This window comes from Streptomyces sp. enrichment culture, from assembly GCF_964272895.1.
In the GTDB taxonomy this organism is placed as follows: domain Bacteria; phylum Actinomycetota; class Actinomycetes; order Streptomycetales; family Streptomycetaceae; genus Streptomyces.
Map to the genome: position 1 here is coordinate 1,499,734 of NZ_OZ186832.1, position 17,911 is coordinate 1,517,644.

A 17,911-nucleotide genomic window follows, 5' to 3' on the forward strand; every position below is an offset into this window, starting at 1 on the left:
TTAGGGCTACGACCTGATGAGTGCGTTCACTCTTCCCGGTCATCTCCGCACGCGCGGCCGAATACTGAAGTGTCGTTTCAGTGGGCGATTCAGGACGCGTCGAGGAACCGGTCGAGCACCCGTACGCCGAACTTCAGCCCCTCCACCGGCACCCGCTCGTCCACGCCGTGGAACATCCCGGCGAAGTCCAGCTCCGGCGGCAGCTGCAGCGGCGCGAAGCCGAAGCAGCGGATGCCGAGGTCGTCGAAGGACTTGGCGTCGGTGCCGCCGGAGAGCATGTACGGCACGGCGCGCGCGATGGGGTCCTCGGCGCTCAGCGCGGTCTGCATGGCGTCGACGAGCTTGCCGTCGAAGTCGGTCTCCAGCGCCTTGTCGCCGTGCACGTCCTCGCGCCGCACGCGCGGGCCGAGGATGCGGTCGAGGTCGGCGAGGAACTCCTCCTCGTAGCCGGGCAGGAAGCGGCCGTCGACGTGCGCGGTGGCCTGGCCGGGGATGACGTTGACCTTGTAGCCGGCGCCGAGCATGGTCGGGGCGGCCGAGTTCCTGAGCGTGGCGCCGATCATCTTGGCGATGCCGCCGAGCTTGGCGAGGGTCTCGTCCATGTTCTCGGGGTCCAGCTCGGTGCCGAGCGCGTCGGAGAGTTCGTCCAGGAAGGACCGTACGGTCTTGGTGACCCGTACCGGCCACGTGTGGCGGCCGAGGCGGCCGACGGCCTCGCACAGCTCGGTGATGGCGTTGTCGTCGTTGGTCATCGAGCCGTGCCCGGCGGTGCCGTCCACGGTGAGCCGCATCCAGTGCATGCCCTTCTGGGCGGTCTCGACCAGGTAGAGCCGCAGCTTCTCGTTGACGGTGAAGGAGAAGCCGCCGACCTCGCCGATCGCCTCGGTGACGCCCTCGAACAGGTCGGGGTGCTTGTCGACGAGGTAGCGGGCGCCGTACGTGCCGCCCGCCTCCTCGTCGGCGAGGAAGGCGAGGACGATGTCGCGCGGGGGCTTGCGGCCGCTGCGCAGCCGGTCGCGGACGACCGCCAGGGTCATCGCGTCCATGTCCTTCATGTCGACGGCCCCGCGCCCCCACACGCACCCGTCGGCGATCTCGCCGGAGAACGGGTGGTGGGTCCAGTCGTCGGCGTTGGCCGGTACGACGTCGGTGTGGCCGTGGATGAGCAGGGCCGGCCGGGAGGGGTCCTCGCCCTCGATCCGGGCGACCGTGGAGGCGCGCCCCTTGTGGGACTCGATGATCTTCGGTTCGAGGCCGACCTCGGCGAGCTTCTCGGCGACGTACTCCGCCGCCGCGCGCTCACCCGGCCCGGAGTGGTCGCCGTAGTTGCTGGTGTCGATCCGGATCAGCTCGCGGCAGAGGTCGACGACCTCGTCCTCGCCGGTGACGCCGCCGGCCTTGCCCGTCTGGCTCACGCTGATTCCTCCCGCTGTCGCCGCTGGTGGTCCCCCTCATCCTCCCCCTCCCCCGGCGGCTCCCCAAGACCGGTCCCGGCCCGACACACGCCGTTCACGCGACGGGGACCCGTGAGCGCGCTCACTCCCGCCTGTGATCGGCCACCCCCGAAAGCCTGGTAATGTTTACGTCGTCGCCGCGGGGGAAACCCCGCACGACAGACACCTTGTCCGGGTGGCGGAATGGCAGACGCGCTAGCTTGAGGTGCTAGTGCCCTTTATCGGGCGTGGGGGTTCAAGTCCCCCCTCGGACACCAGCTGAGACCCCTGTCGATCAGGGGTCTTCTGCTTTTGCGGAGGATTTCGGCCATGACGGTGCGCGCCTGTCCGTGCGGGCTGCCCGAGTCGTACGACGCCTGCTGCGGCCGCTTCCACAGCGGTGCCGCGGCGGCGCCGACCGCCGAGGCGCTGATGCGCTCGCGCTACTGCGCCTTCGTCCGGCAGGACGCGGGCTATCTGCTGCGGACCTGGCATCCGCGGACGCGGCCCGGGCGGCTCGACCTCGATCCGGGGATGCGGTGGACCGGCCTGGAGATCCTGGGAACCGAAGCGGGCTCGGCCTTCCACACCACCGGGACGGTGACCTTCCGGGCGTCGTACCGGGGTGGCTCGCTGCATGAGCGCAGCCGGTTCGAGCGGGTCGACGGGGCGTGGGTGTACCTCGACGGCGACTTCCTCGACTGAGTCGGGCGAGGCCCCGACCGAGGGGTCAGGGCGCCAGGATGTCCAGTTCCTGGAGGGCGCCGACGGTGATCTCGCGGGTGAGTTCCTCCGCGCGGTCGGCGTCCCGTTCGCGTACGGCCTCGGCGAGCTGGACGTGGAGGGTGACGGCCGCGGGGTCGGGGTCCTCGAACATCACCTCGTGATGGGTGCGGCCGGCCAGGACCTCGGCGACGACGTCCCCGAGCCGGGCGAACATCTCGTTGCCGGAGGCGCTGAGGATCACGCGGTGGAAGGCCACGTCGTGGATCAGATAGCCCTCCAGCTGATGGCCGCGTGAGTGGGCGACCATCCCGAGGGCGCACTCGGTGAGTTCGGCGCACTGCTGTGCCGTGGCGTTGACGGCGGCCAGGCGCGCGGCGACGGGTTCCACGGCGGAGCGCAGGACCGTGAGCGAGCGCAGCTGGCGCGGGCGGTCGGCGCCGGCCAGACGCCAGCGGATGACCTGCGGGTCGTAGACGTTCCACTCGCACTCGGGGAGCACGGTCACACCCACCCGGCGGCGGGACTCCACCAGGTGCATCGACTCCAGGACGCGGACCGCCTCGCGCATCACCGAGCGGGAGACGTCGAAGCGCTGGGCCAGCTCGTCGGTGCGCAGCACGCTGCCCGGCGGGTAGTCGCCCGCGGTGATCTCGGGGCCGAGGGTGTCCAGTACACGGCCGTGCAGCCCGCGGCCCGGTGTGGTCATGCACACAGGGTACGAGGCCCGCTACGGGAACAAAAAGTCAGACTTATTTGTCACAGCGTCTTGAATTCGTCGTACCTATTAGGTTTCAGTAGGGCGACGTCAGACGTCGGAAGTCGACGTCTCGTGTCGAGGAAGACAGCGAGGCAGTGATGCGTACCCCCCACGTCGTCGTGGTGATGGGCGTCGCCGGAACGGGCAAGACCACGATCGGTCCCCTGCTCGCCGCCCGGCTCGGCGTCCCCTATGCCGAGGGCGACGACTTCCACCCGCAGGCCAACATCGACAAGATGTCGGCCGGTGTCCCGCTCGACGACGACGACAGGTGGCCCTGGCTCGACGCCATCGGCGCCTGGGCCCACGGCCGGGCCGGGCTCGGCGGGGTGGTCAGCAGCTCCGCGCTGAAGCGGTCCTACCGCGACCGGCTCAGGGCGGCCGCCCCCGGTGTCGTGTTCGTGCACCTCACGGGCGACCGGGCGCTGATCGAGGAGCGCATGGCGCAGCGCAAGGGCCACTTCATGCCGACCGCGCTGCTCGACTCGCAGTTCGCCACGCTCCAGCCCCTGGAGGCGGACGAGGCCGGTGTCGCCGTCGACGTCTCCGGCAGCCCCGAGGAGATCACCGAGCGGGCCGTCCGGGCGCTGAGCGCGCTCGCCGACCCGGCGCCGTAAGTCACAGGCCCCTTCCGCGTCCGTAGGTCCCCCGACGTTCTACGTCCCCCGTAATACCCCTCCCCCGTCCCCGTATCTGCAAGGGAAGTTCCCGTGACCAGACTCAGCGTCGAGATGCTGGCAGCGGACCCTGTCGAGCCGATCACCTCGGCCGGTCATGGCCAGCTGGGCATCGCGGTCCTGGCGGGTATCGCCGTCATCGTCCTGCTCATCACCAAGTTCAAGCTCCATGCGTTCCTCGCGCTGACCGTCGGGTCGCTCGCGCTGGGCGCGTTCGCCGGGGCGCCGCTCGACAAGGCGATCGCCAGCTTCACCACGGGGCTCGGCTCGACGGTCGCCGGTGTGGGTGTGCTGATCGCTCTGGGCGCGATCCTGGGCAAGCTGCTGGCCGACTCCGGAGGCGCCGACCAGATCGTCGACACGATCCTGGCGAGGGCGAGCGGGCGGTCGATGCCGTGGGCGATGGTGCTGATCGCCTCGGTGATCGGTCTGCCGCTGTTCTTCGAGGTCGGTGTGGTGCTGCTGATCCCGGTCGTGCTGATGGTCGCCAAGCGCGGCAACTACTCGCTGATGCGCATCGGTATCCCGGCGCTGGCCGGTCTGTCGGTGATGCACGGTCTGGTGCCGCCGCACCCCGGTCCGCTGGTCGCGATCGACGCGGTGCAGGCCAACCTCGGGGTCACGCTGGCGCTCGGTGTGCTGGTCGCCATCCCGACCGTGATCATCGCCGGTCCGCTGTTCTCCCGGTTCGCCGCGCGCTGGGTGGACGTCCCGGCGCCGGACGGCATGCTGCCGCAGCGGCCGTCCGAGGACCTGGACAAGCGCCCCGGCTTCGGGGCGACGCTGGCGACCATCCTGCTGCCGGTCGTGCTGATGCTGTCCAAGGCGCTGGTGGACATCGTGGTGGACGACCCCGAGAAGACGGTGCAACGGGTCTTCGACGTCGTCGGCTCGCCGCTGATCGCGCTGCTCGCCGCGGTGCTCGTCGGTTTCTTCACGCTGGGCCGGCCCGCCGGGTTCGGCAAGGAGCGGCTGTCGCAGGCGGTGGAGAAGGGTCTCGCGCCCATCGCGGGCATCCTGCTGATCGTCGGCGCGGGCGGCGGCTTCAAGCAGACGCTGATCGACTCCGGTGTCGGCCAGATGGTCCTGGAGATCTCCGAGGACTGGTCCATCCCGGCGCTGCTGCTGGCCTGGCTGATCGCCGTGGCGATCCGGCTGGCCACCGGCTCGGCGACGGTGGCGACCGTCTCCGCGGCCGGTCTGGTCGCCCCGCTCGCGGCCGACATGTCGACGACCCACGCGGCCCTGCTGGTCCTCGCCATCGGCGCCGGCTCCCTCTTCTTCAGCCATGTCAACGACGCCGGCTTCTGGCTGGTGAAGGAGTACTTCGGCCTGAAGGTCGGGCAGACCATCAAGACCTGGTCGCTGATGGAGACGATCATCTCCGTGGTCGCCGGTGGTGTGGTGCTGCTGCTGTCGCTGGTCATCTAGCGGCGGTCGGACAGCGGCCCCGGCGGAGAAGCCGCCGGACCTCCCGTCGGGGGTCCGGCGGCCTTCTCATGCCCCGGTCACGGCCGCCACAGCGGATGCTCGCGCTCCGCCCACGCACGGCTCACCGACCCCGTGCGCAGGCCGCGGCGCGCCTCCGGGTCGGCGAGCGCCATGCCGATGTGCCCGGCGAGGACGACGCCCATGGTGAGGGCGAGCCAGTCGTGGACGAAGGTCGCGCCGGTGCGCCAGCGCAGGGGCGTGAGGTCGGTGAACCACATCAGCAGACCGGTGCCGAGCATCACCAGGGTGGCGCCGGCGATCCAGGCGGCGTAGATCTTCTGCCCGGCGTTGAACTTGCCCGCCGGGCGCGCGGCGGGCCGTCGGTCGCGGCGCAGGACGGCGCGCAGCCAGGTGCGGTCGTGCGGGCCGAAGCGGTCGAGGTGGCGCAGGTCGGCGCGCAGGGCGCGGGAGGCGAGGCCGACGAGGACGGGCAGCGGCAGGGCGAGGCCGGTCCACTCGTGGACGCGGACCACCAGGTCGCGGCGGCCGACGAGCTGGGCGAGCTCGGGGAGGTAGAGGCAGGCCGCGGTCAGCACGCAGGCGCCCATCAGCACGGCGGTCGTGCGGTGCACCCAGCGGGCGGCGGGGGTGAAGCGCGGGAGCCTCGAGGACGGGGGGCGCGGCTCAGGTCGTGGGCTCATCGTCCCGTCCGTTCGAGCGGCCGACCCAGGCGTCGATGTCGTAGCCCCGCCTCTCCCAGTAGCCGGGGCGCACGTCCTCGGTGAGCGTGATGCCGGACAGCCACTTGGCGGACTTGTAGAAGTACATGGGGGCCACGTAGAGGCGGACCGGACCGCCGTGGCTGTGGCCCAGGTCCTCGTCCCGCAGGCGCAGGGCGACCAGGACGTCGGCGCGGCGGGCCTGCTCCAGGGTGAGGCTCTCGCTGTACGCGCCGTCGAAGCAGGTGAAGCGCACGGCCCTGGCCTGTGGGCGCACTCCCGCGGCGTCCAGCAGCCGGGACAGGCGCACGCCCTCGAAGGGGGTCTCGGGGACCCGCCAGCCGGTGACGCACTGCACATCGCGCACCAGCCGGGTCTGGGGCATGGCCCGCAGGTCGGCGAGGGTGAGGGTGGTGGGGCGGTCGACCAGGCCGTCGACGGTGAGGCGGTAGTCCCGGGCGGTCCTGCGGGGTACGGAGGTGACGACCGAGTAGTAGCGGAAGCCGCCGCCGTTGGGGAGCAGCCGGGTCAGGCCGGTGGGGTCCTTGTCGGCCGCGTGGCCGAGGAAGGATTCCAGGCCGCGTTGGAGCGGGGGCGCGGCGGCGACGCCGAGGGCGCCCAGGCCGAGGGTGCCGAGCAGGAGACGGCGGCCGAGCGGCCTGCCGTGCGGTTCCTCGTCTTCGGGACGGTCGGGGTTCACGTCCTCATTCGAGCACCCGCGCCTGCGGGGGACCAGGGATGCGCGGGTGCCCGTCAGAGTTCCGTAATCCGCATTCCCGCGCCGGCCCTCGGCGTCGCGGGTCCGTCGGCGCCCGCCCGGCTTCCGGGCCGGGGCGCCGCGGGGACGGCGGGTCCTAGTCGGCGGACTTGGCCGCCTTCTCCAGCTGGAACGCCTCGTTGCCCAGGCCGATGCGGGCGTGGGCCTCGGGGGCGCGGGAGCGCAGGAGCAGGCCGTGGGCGAGGCCGGCGACGAGGGCGAGGCCGATGATGCCGGGCAGCACCCAGCTGAGGGAGGAGCCGGGGCCGGCGCCGACCAGGACGTCCACGTCCTTGATCGTGTAGACGGCGATCACCAGCAGGGCGAGGCCCGCCACGGCCGACGCGGCGAGGCGCCATGCCTGGGCGCCCGCGGCGCCGCGGCGGACGAAGAAGACGACGACGGAGAACGAGGCCGTGGCCATCAGCAGGATCACGCCGAGCGCGCCGATGTTGCCGCCCCAGGTGAACAGCTGGAGGACGGGTGCGGTGGGGTCGCCGGTCGGCTTGTCGTCGGCGATCGCGAAGCCCGCGACGACCAGGACGGAGATCACCGTCTGGAGCAGGGAGCCGGTGCCGGGGGCGCCGCTGCTGCCGGTGGTGCGGCCGAAGGCGGCCGGGAGCAGGCCCTCGCGGCCCATGGCGAAGGCGTAGCGGGCGACGACGTTGTGGAAGCTGAGCAGCGCGGCGAACATGCCGGTCACGAACAGGACGTGCATGACATCGGTGAAGGTGCCGCCGAGCCGGGACTCGCTGAGGAAGAACAGCAGGCCCGCGCTCTGTTCCTGGGCGGTGGGCACGATCTTGTCGGGGCCGGCGGCGACGGTCAGCGCCCACGAGCTCAGGGCGAAGAAGACGGCGACGAAGCCGACGGCGAGGAACATCACCCGCGGCACGAGGATGTGCGGGCGGCTGGTCTCCTCGGCGTAGACGGGGGCCTGCTCGAAGCCGGTGAAGGCGGCGATGCAGAAGCACAGGGCAGTGCCGACGCCCGCGCCGGTGAGGGTGTCGGGGTTGAACGCCTCCAGCGACAGGCCCTGCGCGCCGGGGTCGGCGACCGCGGCGACGTCGAAGATCACGACCAGGGCGAGCTCGATGAGCAGGAGGACGCCGAGCAGCCGGGCGTTGACGTCGATCTTCAGCCAGCCGAGGGCGCCGACGACCAGGACCGCCAGCAGTGCCGGTATCCACCAGGCCACCTCGACCTCGGCGTAGGTGGCGAGCAGGCCGGAGACCTCGAAGCCGAAGATGCCGTAGATGCCGACCTGGAGGGCGCTGTAGGCGACCAGGGCGACGAAGGAGGCGCCCGCGCCCGCGGTGCCGCCGAGGCCGCGGGAGATGTAGGCGTAGAAGGCGCCGGCGTTGTGGACGTGCCGGCTCATCTCGGCGTAGCCGACGCTGAAGAGGACCAGGGTCACGCCGAGGACGACGAAGAGCAGCGGCTGGCCGACGATGCCCATCACCGCGAATGCCGTGGGCATGACACCCGCGACCACCATGAGGGGGGCGGTGGCCGCGAGGACGGACAGCAGCAGGCCGCTGGTGCCGAGGCGGCCGGCGCGCAGGGCGCGTTCCTGGCCCTTGAAGGTGCTGATGCCCTCGCCGGGGGCGGCGCCCGGGGTGGTGCCGGAGGTGGTGGTTCTCGAACTGCCCGTTGTCATCGGGGGTGCGTCCTTTCGGGACCGGGGGACTGTTCGGGGGGCCGGGCCGTGGGGGTGTCCGGGGTGGTGCGGGGTGGATCTGAGTGGATCGGGTGGTTCAGCCCGTGCCGAGCGCGGTGGCGCGCGCGGCGTGGAAGGCGGCGTGCGGGTCACGGTCGGGGTACGACCAGGGCTGGGGCGTGCTGTGCTCGCCGATGCGCAGGAACAGGGCGGCGGCCTCGGCGCCCCGGCCCTCGCAGTACTTGGCGTGGGCGAGGAAGTTGAGGTCGATCAGGCGGCGCGGGTGGTCCTCGTGCTCCCACTCCAGCCACCAGTCGAACGCGGCCTTCATCACCTGGCGGGCGCGGCGGCCGACCCAGTGGCCCGAGGCGGCCGGGTCGGGGCTCTCGTGGCCCGCGGCGGCCAGCACGCGGTAGCGCTCGGCGTGCGCCACGACCGGCAGGATCGCCAGCGGGGAGTCGGCCGGCGCCTGCTCGACGGCCCAGTTGGCGAAGTCGTAGACCTCGTGCAGCGGGTCGGGTCCGTCCTCGGCGCGGGCCTCGGCGAGCCGGGCGACCATCAGGTGGTGGGCGTGGTGGTGCTCGGCGTGCCGATGGCGGACCTCGTCGAAGAGGCGGGCCGCGTCCTGGTCACCGCCCTGGTCGCGCTCCAGCATCAGCAGACCGAGCCAGGGGGTGGGGTCGGCGGGCGCGAGCGCGGCGGCGGCCCGGCACGCGTCACGGGCGTGGTCGGGCTTCTCCTTGCCGTGCAACGCGCGCTGCACCAGGGACAGCGCGAGCAGGACGGCGGCGTCCGCGGACTCGGGCTCGGCGAGCCGCCACTCGCGGGCCCAGGCGGCGGTGTACTTCTCCAGCGCGAGCACGGTGATCCGGTGTCCCCGGCGGTCCCAGTCGTCGCCGGTACGGGCCAGCAGGGAGCGCACGGCCTGCCACCGGCCCTGGGACAGCGCGGCGCGCGCGGCAACGAGGTCGGTGTCGTCGAGTGCCGCGTCGAAGGTCTGGGAAGCACGCTTGCGGGCGCGGCCCAGGGGTGGCGGGGGTGGTGACACCGAGGGGACTTCCTCAGACGGACGGTGCGGAATGTCAAGGCGGTCGTGCGGGGTGTCGGCCTGGTCATCGGCCGATCACACACAGCCAACCCGGAGCCGGTGGTCATCGTCAAGTGGCCACCGGTACGTGACACGCGTCAACTGATGCAACCAGAGGGACAGTTGTGACATCCGAGACTTCCGGGTGAGGATGATTCCGCCCCATTCGAGGGGTCGGAGTGTGACGTACGCCATAGCGCGGCATGGTTCCGCCCCTGACCATGAGTCGTACGTTCATGCCGCCGCCGGAGCCTCGTCGGGCCCGGCCGGGCCCCCGTGGACGGCGCCCGCCCCGGTTCCCGCCGGTCCCTCCGGGCGCTCCTGGAAGCACTCCGGCTTCCGGGGACCCTACCGAGGTACTGCGCGTGTCGGTTCTGGTTCTGCTTCTCGCCGTCGGTGCCGCCTGCTGTCTGGGGTTCGGGTTCGTCCTCCAGCAGAACGCGGCCCAGCACGCGCCGCGCGGTGACTTCCTCTCCCCGCGGCTGCTGCTCGACCTGATGCGGGTGCCGCGCTGGCTGGCCGGCATCGCACTGATGATCGTCGGCATGGGCCTGGGCGCCGCCGCCCTCGGCCAGGGCGAGATCTCCCTCGTCGAGCCGCTGCTGGCGACCAACCTGCTCTTCGCCCTCGCCCTGTCCCGCCGGCAGACCCGGCAGCCCCTGGGCCGCCAGGGCTGGGCCGGCCTGGCGCTGCTCGCGGGCGGCGTCACCGCGTTCATCGTCGCCGGGGAGCCGCGCGGCGGCACGGCCGTCGCCGACCCGCTGCGCCCCTGGCTGATCATCGGCGCGATGACCGGCCTCGCCCTGCTGCTCACCGCGTACGCCAAGCGCAGCCGCCTCGGCGCGGCCCCGACCCTGCTCGCCCTCGCCGCCGGGCTCCTCTACGGCGTCCAGGACGCCCTCACCCGCGTCAGCGGGGAGCGCTTCTCGGCCGGCGGCTTCGCCGAGCTGCTGACCGGCTGGCAGCCGTACGCCGTCCTGGCGCTCGGCGTCACCGGGCTGCTCCTGGTCCAGAGCGCGTTCGAGACCGCGTCCCTGCGCGCCTCCCTGCCCGCGCTCACCGCCGCCCAGCCGCTCGCCGGCATCATCTGCGGCGTCGGCTTCCTCGGCGACCGCCTCCGCACCGACACGGGCGCCGTCGCCTGGCAGGCCACCGCCCTGACGGCCGTGGTGATGGGCATCGTCCTGCTGGGCATGCACCCGGCGATGCCCAAGGGAGTGACGGCGGCACCGGCACGGGTGGCCGTGCGGACCAGCTGACGCAGACACCGGTGAGGCGGGCCACCGGGGGAACCCAGGGGAACCCTGGGCGCCACACAGACCCCCGTCTGCTTGGATGCCCCCCATGAGCGCAGACGAGATCCTCGACGTAGTCGACGAGAACGACCAGGTCATCGGCCGGCTCCCCCGCCGCGAGGTCTACGCCGGCGGGCTCCGCCACCGCTGCGTCTTCATCCAGGCCAGGGACGCGCACGACCGCGTCTTCGTCCACCGCCGCACCTCGGACAAGCTGGTCTACCCCTCCCTCTACGACATGTTCGTCGGCGGAGTCGTGGGCGCCGGCGAGTCCTACGACGACGCGGCCCTGCGGGAGGCCGAGGAGGAACTCGGCGTGACCGGCCTGCCGAAGCCGCGGTTCCTCTTCAAGTTCCTCTACGACGACGGGCGCGGCCACAGCTGGTGGTCGGCCGTCTACGAGGTCCGCTGCGACCTGCCGGTGCACCCGCAGCCCGAGGAGGTCGCCTGGCACACCTTCCTCACGGACGACGAACTGCGCGCACGGCTGCCGGAGTGGGAATGGGTCCCGGACGGCCTCGCGGCGTACGAGCGGCTCATCGCCCACCACTAAGGTCGGCTGTGTGATCGAACTCGTGCGCAACGTCCGGATGTGGTTCGCACCCGAGCGGATCCGCGCGGAGGGCGACACCCCCGACTACCGCTTCTCGCTGGCCAACGAACGCACCTTCCTCGCCTGGCTGCGCACCGCCCTCGCCCTGATCGGCGGCGGTTTCGCGGTGGACCAGTTCCTGCCGGACCTGCGCTGGGGCTGGCGCGTCGGACTGGCGCTGGCGCTCCTCGGGGCCGGGGTGCTGTGCTCGCTGCGGGCGGTGAACCACTGGGTGCGCTGCGAGCGGGCGATGCGGCGGGGCGAGGACCTGCCGGCCTCCCGCTTCCCGGCGCTGCTGAGCCTGGTCGTGGCGGTCGTGGCGCTGGCGATGGTGGTCGTGGTGCTCGTCGGGTGGGAGGGGTGAGCGGGCCGCCCGTCGCCGAGCGGGACCCGGGGTTGCAGCCCGAGCGGACCCGGCTGGCGTGGCGGCGTACGACGCTGGCGTCCACCGTCGCCGCCGTGCTCGCCGTACGGACGGCGCTGCACGGTGGCGTCCCGGCGTCCGCCGCCCTCGCCTGCGCCCTGTGCGGTCTGCTGTGGCTGGGCTTCCTGCTGGTCGCCCACCGCCGCATCCGCGCCCTGTCGGCTCCCGGCCGCCCCCGGACACTGACCTCCCCCCAGGCCGCGGCCGCGACGCTGTGCGTGGTGGGGCTGGCGGTGTGCGGGGCGGCGCTGGTGATCTAGACGGGGGCTGTGGGCGCGGGAGCGCTGGGGGCCGGGGTTCCGGGCGCCGGGGCGGGGTTCCGGGCGCGCGGGTTCCGGGCGCGCGGGTTCTGGGCGCCCGTCTTCTGGACACCCGGTCTCCAGAAGACGGGCACACAACCGAGCCGCCCGATATGCTCCCGTTTGCCCACCCCCAACCCGAAGGTCGGCAGCATGACCACCCCACACCAGGAACACGCCAGCCACGCCCACACCCACGGCCAGGACTGCGGCCACACGCCGGTCCCGCACGGCGACCACGTCGACTACGCCCACAACGGCCACCTCCACCGCGAGCACGGCGGCCACTGGGACGAATGCGAAGCGGCCGGCCACACCCCCCACGAGGGCCACGACCACCGGCACGGCGAGGACTGCGGCCACGCCAGCGTCCTGCACGGCGACCACGTCGACTATCTGCACGACGGCCACCGCCACGCCGCCCACGACGGCCACTGGGACGACCACTGAACCGGTTCCGACCGCCGTGGACCGGCCCCTGACCGGCCGAAAAGCACCTCCGGACGGCTCCTCGCGCTACTGCGCCGGGAGCCGTCGGCCTATCGTGGTTCCCATCACGTTCGCTCCCCGCACTGGACGGCATACCGACCGGTCGGCATGATGAGTGCCGTCCCGTTCACACGCACGTAGGAGCGACGATGGCTGCCGACCACCCGCCTGGACTCGACCTGGACCGGCTGCGCGGTCTGCTGGAGCGCGAGCGGCCCGGGCTCGCGCGGGGCCCTCTGACCGGCCGGCTGATCGAGGGCGGACGGTCGAACCTGACCTACGAGGTCTCGGACGGCTCCTCGAAGTGGGTCGTACGCCGCCCCCCGCTCGGCCATGTGCTGGCCACCGCGCACGACATGAAGCGCGAGCACCGCGTGATCAGCGCGCTGCACCCGACGGACGTGCCGGTGCCCGCCCCGGTGCTGCTGTGCGAGGACGAGGAGGTGCTGGGGGCGCCGTTCTACGTCATGGAGTTCGTGCCCGGCACTCCGTACCGCACCGCCGAGCAGCTGGCCCCGCTGGGCCCCGAGCGCACCCGCGGCGCGGTGCTGGCCCTGGTGGACACGCTGGTGGAGCTGCACTCGGTGGACCCCGAGGCGGTGGGCCTCGGTGACTTCGGGCGGCCCGAGGGCTTCCTGGACCGTCAGCTGCGCCGCTGGGGCAAGCAGCTGGACGCCTCCCGCAACCGCGACCTGGCCGGCATCGACGAGCTGCACGCCGCGCTCGGCCGGGCGCTGCCCGTCTCCCCCGCGGCGACCGTCGTGCACGGCGACTACCGGCTGGACAACGTCCTGATCGGCGACGACGACCGGATCAGGGCGATCCTCGACTGGGAGATGTCGACCCTCGGCGACCCGCTGACCGACCTCGGGCTGCTGGTGATGTACAGCGAGCCGCTGGGGCTGCCCGACTCGCCGGTCAGCACCACCGCCACCGCCGCCGGGCACCCCTCCCCCGCCGAGCTGATCGAGCGGTACGCCGCCCGCTCGGGGCGGGACGTCTCCGCGGTCTCCTGGTACACGGCGTTCGCCTGGTTCAAACTCGCCGTGATCCTGGAGGGCATCCACTACCGCTACACGCTGGGCCAGACGGTCGGCCGCGGCTTCGACCGCATCGGCGATCTGGTGCCGGTCTTCATCCAGCACGGTCTGACCACTCTTCAGGAAGGCTGACGGGACATGGACTTCGCGTTCGACGGGCGCACCCAGGAGCTGCGCGCCAAGCTGCTCGCCTTCATGGACGAGTACGTCTACCCGGCCGAGGCGGTCGCGGAGGAGCAGCGTGCCGCGCTGGCCTCGCCGTGGGACACCCCGGCCGTGGTCGAGGAGCTGAAGGCCGAGGCCCGCCGGCAGGGCCTGTGGAACCTGTTCCTGCCGGACAGCGAGTACGGCGCCGGGCTCACCAACCTCCAGTACGCCCCGCTGGCCGAGATCACCGGCCGCTCCCCGCAGCTGGCGCCGACCGCGCTGAACTGCGCGGCGCCGGACACCGGCAACATGGAGGTGCTGCACCAGTTCGGCGACGAGCGGCAGAAGAAGCAGTGGCTGGAGCCGCTGCTGGCGGGTGAGATCCGCTCCGCGTTCGCGATGACCGAGCCGGAGGTGGCCTCCTCGGACGCCACCAACATCACCACGCACATCGAGCGGGACGGCGACGAGTACGTCATCACCGGCCGCAAGTGGTACATCTCCGGCGCGATGAACCCGGACTGCCAGATCTTCATCGTGATGGGCAAGACGGACCCGGACGGCGAGGACATCCGCCGCCAGCAGTCCATGGTGCTCGTGCCGCGCGACACCCCCGGAGTCACGGTGAAGCGGGCCATGCAGGTGTTCGGGTACGAGGACCACTACCACGGCGGTCACGCCGAGGTGGTCTTCGACCACGCGCGCGTGCCGGTGACAAACCTGATCGGCGAGGAGGGCGGCGGCTTCGCCATCGCCCAGGCCCGGCTCGGGCCGGGGCGCATCCATCACTGCATGCGGCTGATCGGCATGGCCGAGCGGGCGATCGAGCTGATGTGCAGGCGGGCGGTGTCCCGTACGGCGTTCGGCAGGCCGCTGGCCCAGCAGGGCGTGGTGCAGAACTGGATCGCCGACGCCCGGGTGAGCGTGGAGCAGCTGCGGCTGCTGGTGCTGAAGACGGCCTGGCTGATGGACACCGTGGGCAACAAGGGCGCCCACACCGAGATCCAGGCCATCAAGATCGCCACTCCGCGCGCGGTGGTGGACATCATCGACCGGGCGATCCAGCTGCACGGGGCGGGCGGGGTCAGCCAGGACTTCCCGCTGGCGGAGCTGTACGCGGCGGCCCGGACGCTGATGCTGGCGGACGGCCCGGACGAGGTGCACCAGCGGTCGCTGGCGCGGCGGGAGCTGAAGAAGTACCTGTGACGGCATGGGTAAGGGGCGGCCACCCATAGTGGCCGCCCCTTACCCGTGCGCCGTCACGCGTGCGCCCGCACCCGTGCGCCGGTACCCCCGCGTCCGTGCCGCTACGGGCGCAGGGCGCGCAGCAGCAGGTCGGCGAGGTGGTCGGCGACCTCCTGGGGGGTCATCGGGCCGTCGGGGCGGTACCAGGTCGACAGGTGGTGGACGGAGCCGAAGTGGTAGTCCACCACCAGGTCGGCCGGGGTCGCCCTGGAGAACACGCCCGCCTCCTGGCCCTCCTCGATGAGGGCGCGGAAGCGTTCGTGGTAGCGGCGGCGCTCGGCGCGGACCTGCTTGTTCTTCTCCGGGCTGAGGTGGTGCATGGAGCGGAAGAAGATCGACGCGTCGTCGAGGTTCTCGATGGTGGTGACGACGACGTCGGCCGCCGCGTCCCGCAGGCGCTGGTCGACCGGCGCATCGGCGTTCGCGAAGGCGTCCAGGCGTTCCTGCTGGAGGCGCAGCACGCGCGCGTAGACCTCGTGCAGGAGGTCGTCCTTGGAGCCGAAGTAGTGGTAGAGCGCGCCCTTGGTGACCCCGGCCGCCTCCACGATCTCCTGCACGGAGGTGCGGTCGTAGCCCTGCTCGGCGAAGAGTCGGGTGGCGGCGGCCAGGAGCCGCTGCGGCACAGGCGTACCGTCCCCGTCCGTCGTCCTGGCCACTGCTGCCACCTGCCTTTCCGTTCGTGTGCCTCCCGGTCGTGGGCCGTGGGAGGCGATTCCTGACGGGAGATCTTCCCACGGACCGCTCAGGCGCCGGACTCCCATGTGCGCTGGACCCGGTTCATACCGCCCAGCCAGCGGTCCGGGTCGGTGGCGCGGGCCTGGTAGTAGGCGGCCACCTCGGGGTGCGGCAGGATCAGGAAGCGGTTGTCCTCGATGCCCTTGAACAACGCGTCGGCCACGTCGTCCGGTGCGATCGCGGTGGGGACGAGGACCAGGTCGCCGGCGCTGCCGGTGGCGTCGAGCATGTCGGTGCGCACGCCCTGGGGGCAGATGGCGTGGACCTTCACACCGCGGTGGCGGTACGTGAGCGACAGCCACTCGGCGAAGGCGTAGGCGCCGTGCTTGGTGACGCTGTAGGGGGCGGCGCCGATCATGGTGAGCAGGCCGGCGGCGGAGACGGTGGAGACGAAGCGGCCGTGGCCGCGCTCCAGCCACTCCGGGAGCAGGGCGCGGGCCGCGCGGACGTGGGCCATGACGTTCACGTCCCAGGCGAGCGCCCACACGTCCTCGTCGGCGGCCTCCGAACCGCCCGAGGCGACGCCGGCGTTGGCGCAGTACACGTCGATGCCGCCGCCGAGCGCGTCGCGGGCGGCCTCCACGATGGCGGAGGCGTCGCCGGGCACCGCGATGCCGCCGATCTCCGCGGCGACCGCCTCGGCCTTGGCCGCGTCGAGGTCGTTCACGGCGACGCGGGCGCCTTCGGCGGCGAAGCGGCGGGCGAGGGCGGCGCCGATGCCGCCTCCGGCTCCGGTGACGACGACTCGGGCGTCTTGCAGGGCTTCCACCATCGGTCTCCTTCGGGCGCGGGCGTCTGCGACGGCTTGCCGGGGTGCCAGACTAACCGGTCGGTATGTGGAGAGGAAGGGGTGTCCTGTTCGTCGCCGGGTGCGGCCCGGTGGTGGGTTGCTCGCGCACCTCAACTACGTGCACTTGTCCTACCTCAGCGGCGCGGGGAACTGCGCGACGAGCAACCCATGACCCGCACCCCGCAACGAAACCCCCTCACCCGGACGCTCCCGGTCGGCCTTGTTCCCCAGGGGACCGCCCCGCGCTAGCGTCTCGTGGGCATGACACCCGCCCGCACCCCGGAGGTCACCGCATGAAGCTGTCCAGACGAAGCCTGCTCGCCACGACGGCCGCCGTCGCCGCGTCGGCGGCACCCGCGGCAGCGGCTCCCACGTCACCCCCCGGCGGGGGCCGGCGCCTGCGGACCGGGTTCGAGCGGCTGGCCGCGGACGGGTACGCCCTGCTGGACGGCCAGAAGGTCGGCGTCGTCACCAACCCGACCGGCGTCACGCGCGACGCGCGGCACATCGTCGACGTCATGCACGCCGACGACCGGGTGAACCTCACCGCCGTCTTCGGCCCCGAGCACGGCTTCCGCGGCACCGCGCAGGCGGGCGGCTCCGAGGGCCGCTACGACGACCCCGCGACGGGACTGCCGGTCTACGACACCTACCTCAAGAGCGGTCAGCCGCTGGCGGACATCTTCACCGCCTCCGGGGTGGACACGGTCGTCTTCGACATCCAGGACGTCGGTGCCCGCTTCTACACGTACATCTGGACTCTCTACGACTGCATGGACGCGTCCCGCCTCGCGGGGAAGCGGTTCGTCGTGCTCGACCGGCCCAACCCCGTCACCGGGCGGTCCGCCGAAGGGCCGGTGCTGCACAAGGAGTTCGCGACGTTCATCGGCCGGCAGCCCATCTCGCAGGCCCACGGGATGACGGTGGCCGAGCTGGCACTGCTGTTCAACGGGGAATTCCTGACCGCCCCGGTGCCGCTGGAGACGGTGGAGATGACCGGCTGGCGGCGGTCGGAGTTCCACGACGCCTCCGGGCTGCCCTGGGTGCCGCCGAGCCCCAACATGCCCACGCCCGACACCGCGCTGGTGTACTCCGGGACCTGTCTCTTCGAGGGCACCAACCTCTCCGAGGGCCGCGGCACCACCCGCCCCTTCGAACTTCTCGGCGCGGAGGGCCTGGACGGGCGCTGGGCGGCCGCGGCGAACGAACTCGGGTTGCCGGGCGTGCGGTTCAGGGAGGCGTACTTCGCGCCCACCTTCTCCAAGTTCCAGGGCAGGACCGTCGGCGGCGTGCAGATCCACGTCCACGACCGCGCCGCGTACGACCCGGTGCGCACCGGCATCGCCCTGCTGGTGACGGCGAAGCGGACCTGGAGCGGCTTCGCCTGGCGCGCCGACAACTGGATCGACAAGCTCACCGGCTCCACCTGGGTGCGCACCGCGATCAATGCGGGGGCCGACGCCGACGAGGTGGTGGCGGGCTGGCAGGAGGAGCTGGCGGCGTTCCGGCGGACGCGGCAGGAGTATCTGCTGTACCGGTGACGTGACGTATGGCCAAGCGGCCCCGTCGGCAGGACGATGCGCCACACCGTGCGTGGTCCGCGGGACG

The 17,911-nt window shown here is 72.3% G+C and carries 19 protein-coding genes and 1 tRNA gene; 12 read left to right on the top strand and 8 right to left on the bottom strand.

The window, feature by feature from the left end; translation table 11 throughout:
• Nucleotides 1-89 precede the first annotated feature (89 nt).
• A complete protein-coding gene (locus tag ACSU6M_RS06790) occupies nucleotides 90-1,421 on the bottom strand; it encodes a M20/M25/M40 family metallo-hydrolase (protein ID WP_437075032.1) in 1,332 nt (443 codons plus the stop codon).
• A gap of 202 nt (nucleotides 1,422-1,623) precedes the next feature.
• Here ACSU6M_RS06790 and ACSU6M_RS06795 point away from each other — a divergent pair.
• Both ACSU6M_RS06795 and ACSU6M_RS06800 read left to right on the top strand, forming a co-directional pair.
• A tRNA-Leu gene (locus tag ACSU6M_RS06795) sits at nucleotides 1,624-1,711 on the top strand.
• Between the two features lie 52 nt (nucleotides 1,712-1,763).
• Nucleotides 1,764-2,138, top strand: a complete 375-nt coding sequence (locus ACSU6M_RS06800; protein ID WP_437067896.1) for a YchJ family protein — start codon at nucleotides 1,764-1,766, stop codon at nucleotides 2,136-2,138.
• A gap of 25 nt (nucleotides 2,139-2,163) precedes the next feature.
• On the opposite strand, the gene ACSU6M_RS06805 is transcribed toward ACSU6M_RS06800, so the two are convergent.
• Nucleotides 2,164-2,865 carry a FadR/GntR family transcriptional regulator gene (locus ACSU6M_RS06805; protein WP_437067898.1) on the bottom strand — a complete coding sequence of 234 codons (702 nt, stop codon included), beginning with the start codon at nucleotides 2,863-2,865 and terminating at the stop codon, nucleotides 2,164-2,166.
• Between the two features lie 149 nt (nucleotides 2,866-3,014).
• Between ACSU6M_RS06805 and ACSU6M_RS06810 the strand changes: the two genes are divergently transcribed.
• On the top strand, nucleotides 3,015-3,533 hold the full coding sequence (locus ACSU6M_RS06810) for a gluconokinase (RefSeq protein ID WP_437067900.1): 519 nt from the start codon (nucleotides 3,015-3,017) through the stop codon (nucleotides 3,531-3,533).
• A 93-nt stretch (nucleotides 3,534-3,626) separates the two neighbouring features.
• Complete coding sequence (locus ACSU6M_RS06815) at nucleotides 3,627-5,024, top strand: GntP family permease (RefSeq protein WP_437067902.1); 1,398 nt, start codon at nucleotides 3,627-3,629, stop codon at nucleotides 5,022-5,024.
• 77 nt (nucleotides 5,025-5,101) lie between these two features.
• Here ACSU6M_RS06815 and ACSU6M_RS06820 read toward each other — a convergent pair whose 3' ends face one another.
• The 4 genes from ACSU6M_RS06820 to ACSU6M_RS06835 form a co-directional block, all read right to left on the bottom strand.
• Complete coding sequence (locus ACSU6M_RS06820) at nucleotides 5,102-5,725, bottom strand: cytochrome b/b6 domain-containing protein (protein WP_437067904.1); 624 nt, start codon at nucleotides 5,723-5,725, stop codon at nucleotides 5,102-5,104.
• Nucleotides 5,709-6,443, bottom strand: a complete 735-nt coding sequence (locus ACSU6M_RS06825) for a molybdopterin-dependent oxidoreductase (RefSeq protein WP_437067905.1) — start codon at nucleotides 6,441-6,443, stop codon at nucleotides 5,709-5,711. Before ACSU6M_RS06825 ends, ACSU6M_RS06820 begins: the two co-directional genes overlap by 17 nt.
• 154 nt (nucleotides 6,444-6,597) lie before the next feature.
• Complete coding sequence (locus ACSU6M_RS06830; RefSeq protein ID WP_437067906.1) at nucleotides 6,598-8,160, bottom strand: APC family permease; 1,563 nt, start codon at nucleotides 8,158-8,160, stop codon at nucleotides 6,598-6,600.
• A 97-nt stretch (nucleotides 8,161-8,257) separates the two neighbouring features.
• Nucleotides 8,258-9,208 carry a hypothetical protein gene (locus ACSU6M_RS06835; RefSeq protein WP_437067907.1) on the bottom strand — a complete coding sequence of 317 codons (951 nt, stop codon included), beginning with the start codon at nucleotides 9,206-9,208 and terminating at the stop codon, nucleotides 8,258-8,260.
• A gap of 404 nt (nucleotides 9,209-9,612) precedes the next feature.
• Between ACSU6M_RS06835 and ACSU6M_RS06840 the strand changes: the two genes are divergently transcribed.
• From ACSU6M_RS06840 to ACSU6M_RS06870, 7 genes are all read left to right on the top strand, one after another.
• On the top strand, nucleotides 9,613-10,506 hold the full coding sequence (locus ACSU6M_RS06840) for a DMT family transporter (protein ID WP_437067908.1): 894 nt from the start codon (nucleotides 9,613-9,615) through the stop codon (nucleotides 10,504-10,506).
• Nucleotides 10,507-10,591: 85 nt separating this feature from the next.
• Nucleotides 10,592-11,095 (top strand): NUDIX hydrolase, encoded by a 504-nt coding sequence (locus tag ACSU6M_RS06845; protein ID WP_437067909.1) that lies wholly within the window; start codon nucleotides 10,592-10,594, stop codon nucleotides 11,093-11,095.
• A gap of 10 nt (nucleotides 11,096-11,105) precedes the next feature.
• A complete protein-coding gene (locus ACSU6M_RS06850) occupies nucleotides 11,106-11,498 on the top strand; it encodes a YidH family protein (protein WP_437067910.1) in 393 nt (130 codons plus the stop codon).
• Nucleotides 11,495-11,818, top strand: a complete 324-nt coding sequence (locus ACSU6M_RS06855) for a DUF202 domain-containing protein (protein WP_437067911.1) — start codon at nucleotides 11,495-11,497, stop codon at nucleotides 11,816-11,818. Before ACSU6M_RS06850 ends, ACSU6M_RS06855 begins: the two co-directional genes overlap by 4 nt.
• Nucleotides 11,819-12,010: 192 nt before the next feature.
• The gene (locus ACSU6M_RS06860) at nucleotides 12,011-12,307 is read left to right on the top strand and encodes a hypothetical protein (RefSeq protein WP_437067913.1); all 297 of its coding nucleotides are present in this window, start codon (nucleotides 12,011-12,013) and stop codon (nucleotides 12,305-12,307) included.
• Nucleotides 12,308-12,495: 188 nt separating this feature from the next.
• The gene (locus ACSU6M_RS06865; RefSeq protein WP_437067914.1) at nucleotides 12,496-13,518 is read left to right on the top strand and encodes a phosphotransferase family protein; all 1,023 of its coding nucleotides are present in this window, start codon (nucleotides 12,496-12,498) and stop codon (nucleotides 13,516-13,518) included.
• A gap of 6 nt (nucleotides 13,519-13,524) precedes the next feature.
• Nucleotides 13,525-14,739 carry an acyl-CoA dehydrogenase gene (locus ACSU6M_RS06870; protein WP_437067915.1) on the top strand — a complete coding sequence of 405 codons (1,215 nt, stop codon included), beginning with the start codon at nucleotides 13,525-13,527 and terminating at the stop codon, nucleotides 14,737-14,739.
• Between the two features lie 101 nt (nucleotides 14,740-14,840).
• On the opposite strand, the gene ACSU6M_RS06875 is transcribed toward ACSU6M_RS06870, so the two are convergent.
• Complete coding sequence (locus ACSU6M_RS06875; protein WP_437067916.1) at nucleotides 14,841-15,434, bottom strand: TetR/AcrR family transcriptional regulator; 594 nt, start codon at nucleotides 15,432-15,434, stop codon at nucleotides 14,841-14,843.
• An 86-nt stretch (nucleotides 15,435-15,520) separates the two neighbouring features.
• A complete protein-coding gene (locus ACSU6M_RS06880; RefSeq protein WP_437067917.1) occupies nucleotides 15,521-16,285 on the bottom strand; it encodes an SDR family oxidoreductase in 765 nt (254 codons plus the stop codon).
• Between the two features lie 311 nt (nucleotides 16,286-16,596).
• On the opposite strand from ACSU6M_RS06880, the gene ACSU6M_RS06885 reads away from it, so the two are divergent.
• Nucleotides 16,597-17,844 (top strand): exo-beta-N-acetylmuramidase NamZ family protein, encoded by a 1,248-nt coding sequence (locus ACSU6M_RS06885; protein ID WP_437067919.1) that lies wholly within the window; start codon nucleotides 16,597-16,599, stop codon nucleotides 17,842-17,844.
• Nucleotides 17,845-17,911 lie beyond the last annotated feature (67 nt).

Coding starts and splice junctions, on each gene's coding strand:
- ACSU6M_RS06800 (WP_437067896.1), top strand. CDS start 1,764: ATGACGGTGCGCGCCTGTCCGTGCGGGCTGCCCGAGTCGTACGACGCC.
- ACSU6M_RS06830 (WP_437067906.1), bottom strand. CDS start 8,160: ATGACAACGGGCAGTTCGAGAACCACCACCTCCGGCACCACCCCGGGC.
- ACSU6M_RS06880 (WP_437067917.1), bottom strand. CDS start 16,285: ATGGTGGAAGCCCTGCAAGACGCCCGAGTCGTCGTCACCGGAGCCGGA.
- ACSU6M_RS06820 (WP_437067904.1), bottom strand. CDS start 5,725: ATGAGCCCACGACCTGAGCCGCGCCCCCCGTCCTCGAGGCTCCCGCGC.
- ACSU6M_RS06860 (WP_437067913.1), top strand. CDS start 12,011: ATGACCACCCCACACCAGGAACACGCCAGCCACGCCCACACCCACGGC.
- ACSU6M_RS06810 (WP_437067900.1), top strand. CDS start 3,015: ATGCGTACCCCCCACGTCGTCGTGGTGATGGGCGTCGCCGGAACGGGC.
- ACSU6M_RS06845 (WP_437067909.1), top strand. CDS start 10,592: ATGAGCGCAGACGAGATCCTCGACGTAGTCGACGAGAACGACCAGGTC.
- ACSU6M_RS06885 (WP_437067919.1), top strand. CDS start 16,597: ATGAAGCTGTCCAGACGAAGCCTGCTCGCCACGACGGCCGCCGTCGCC.
- ACSU6M_RS06805 (WP_437067898.1), bottom strand. CDS start 2,865: ATGACCACACCGGGCCGCGGGCTGCACGGCCGTGTACTGGACACCCTC.
- ACSU6M_RS06865 (WP_437067914.1), top strand. CDS start 12,496: ATGGCTGCCGACCACCCGCCTGGACTCGACCTGGACCGGCTGCGCGGT.
- ACSU6M_RS06870 (WP_437067915.1), top strand. CDS start 13,525: ATGGACTTCGCGTTCGACGGGCGCACCCAGGAGCTGCGCGCCAAGCTG.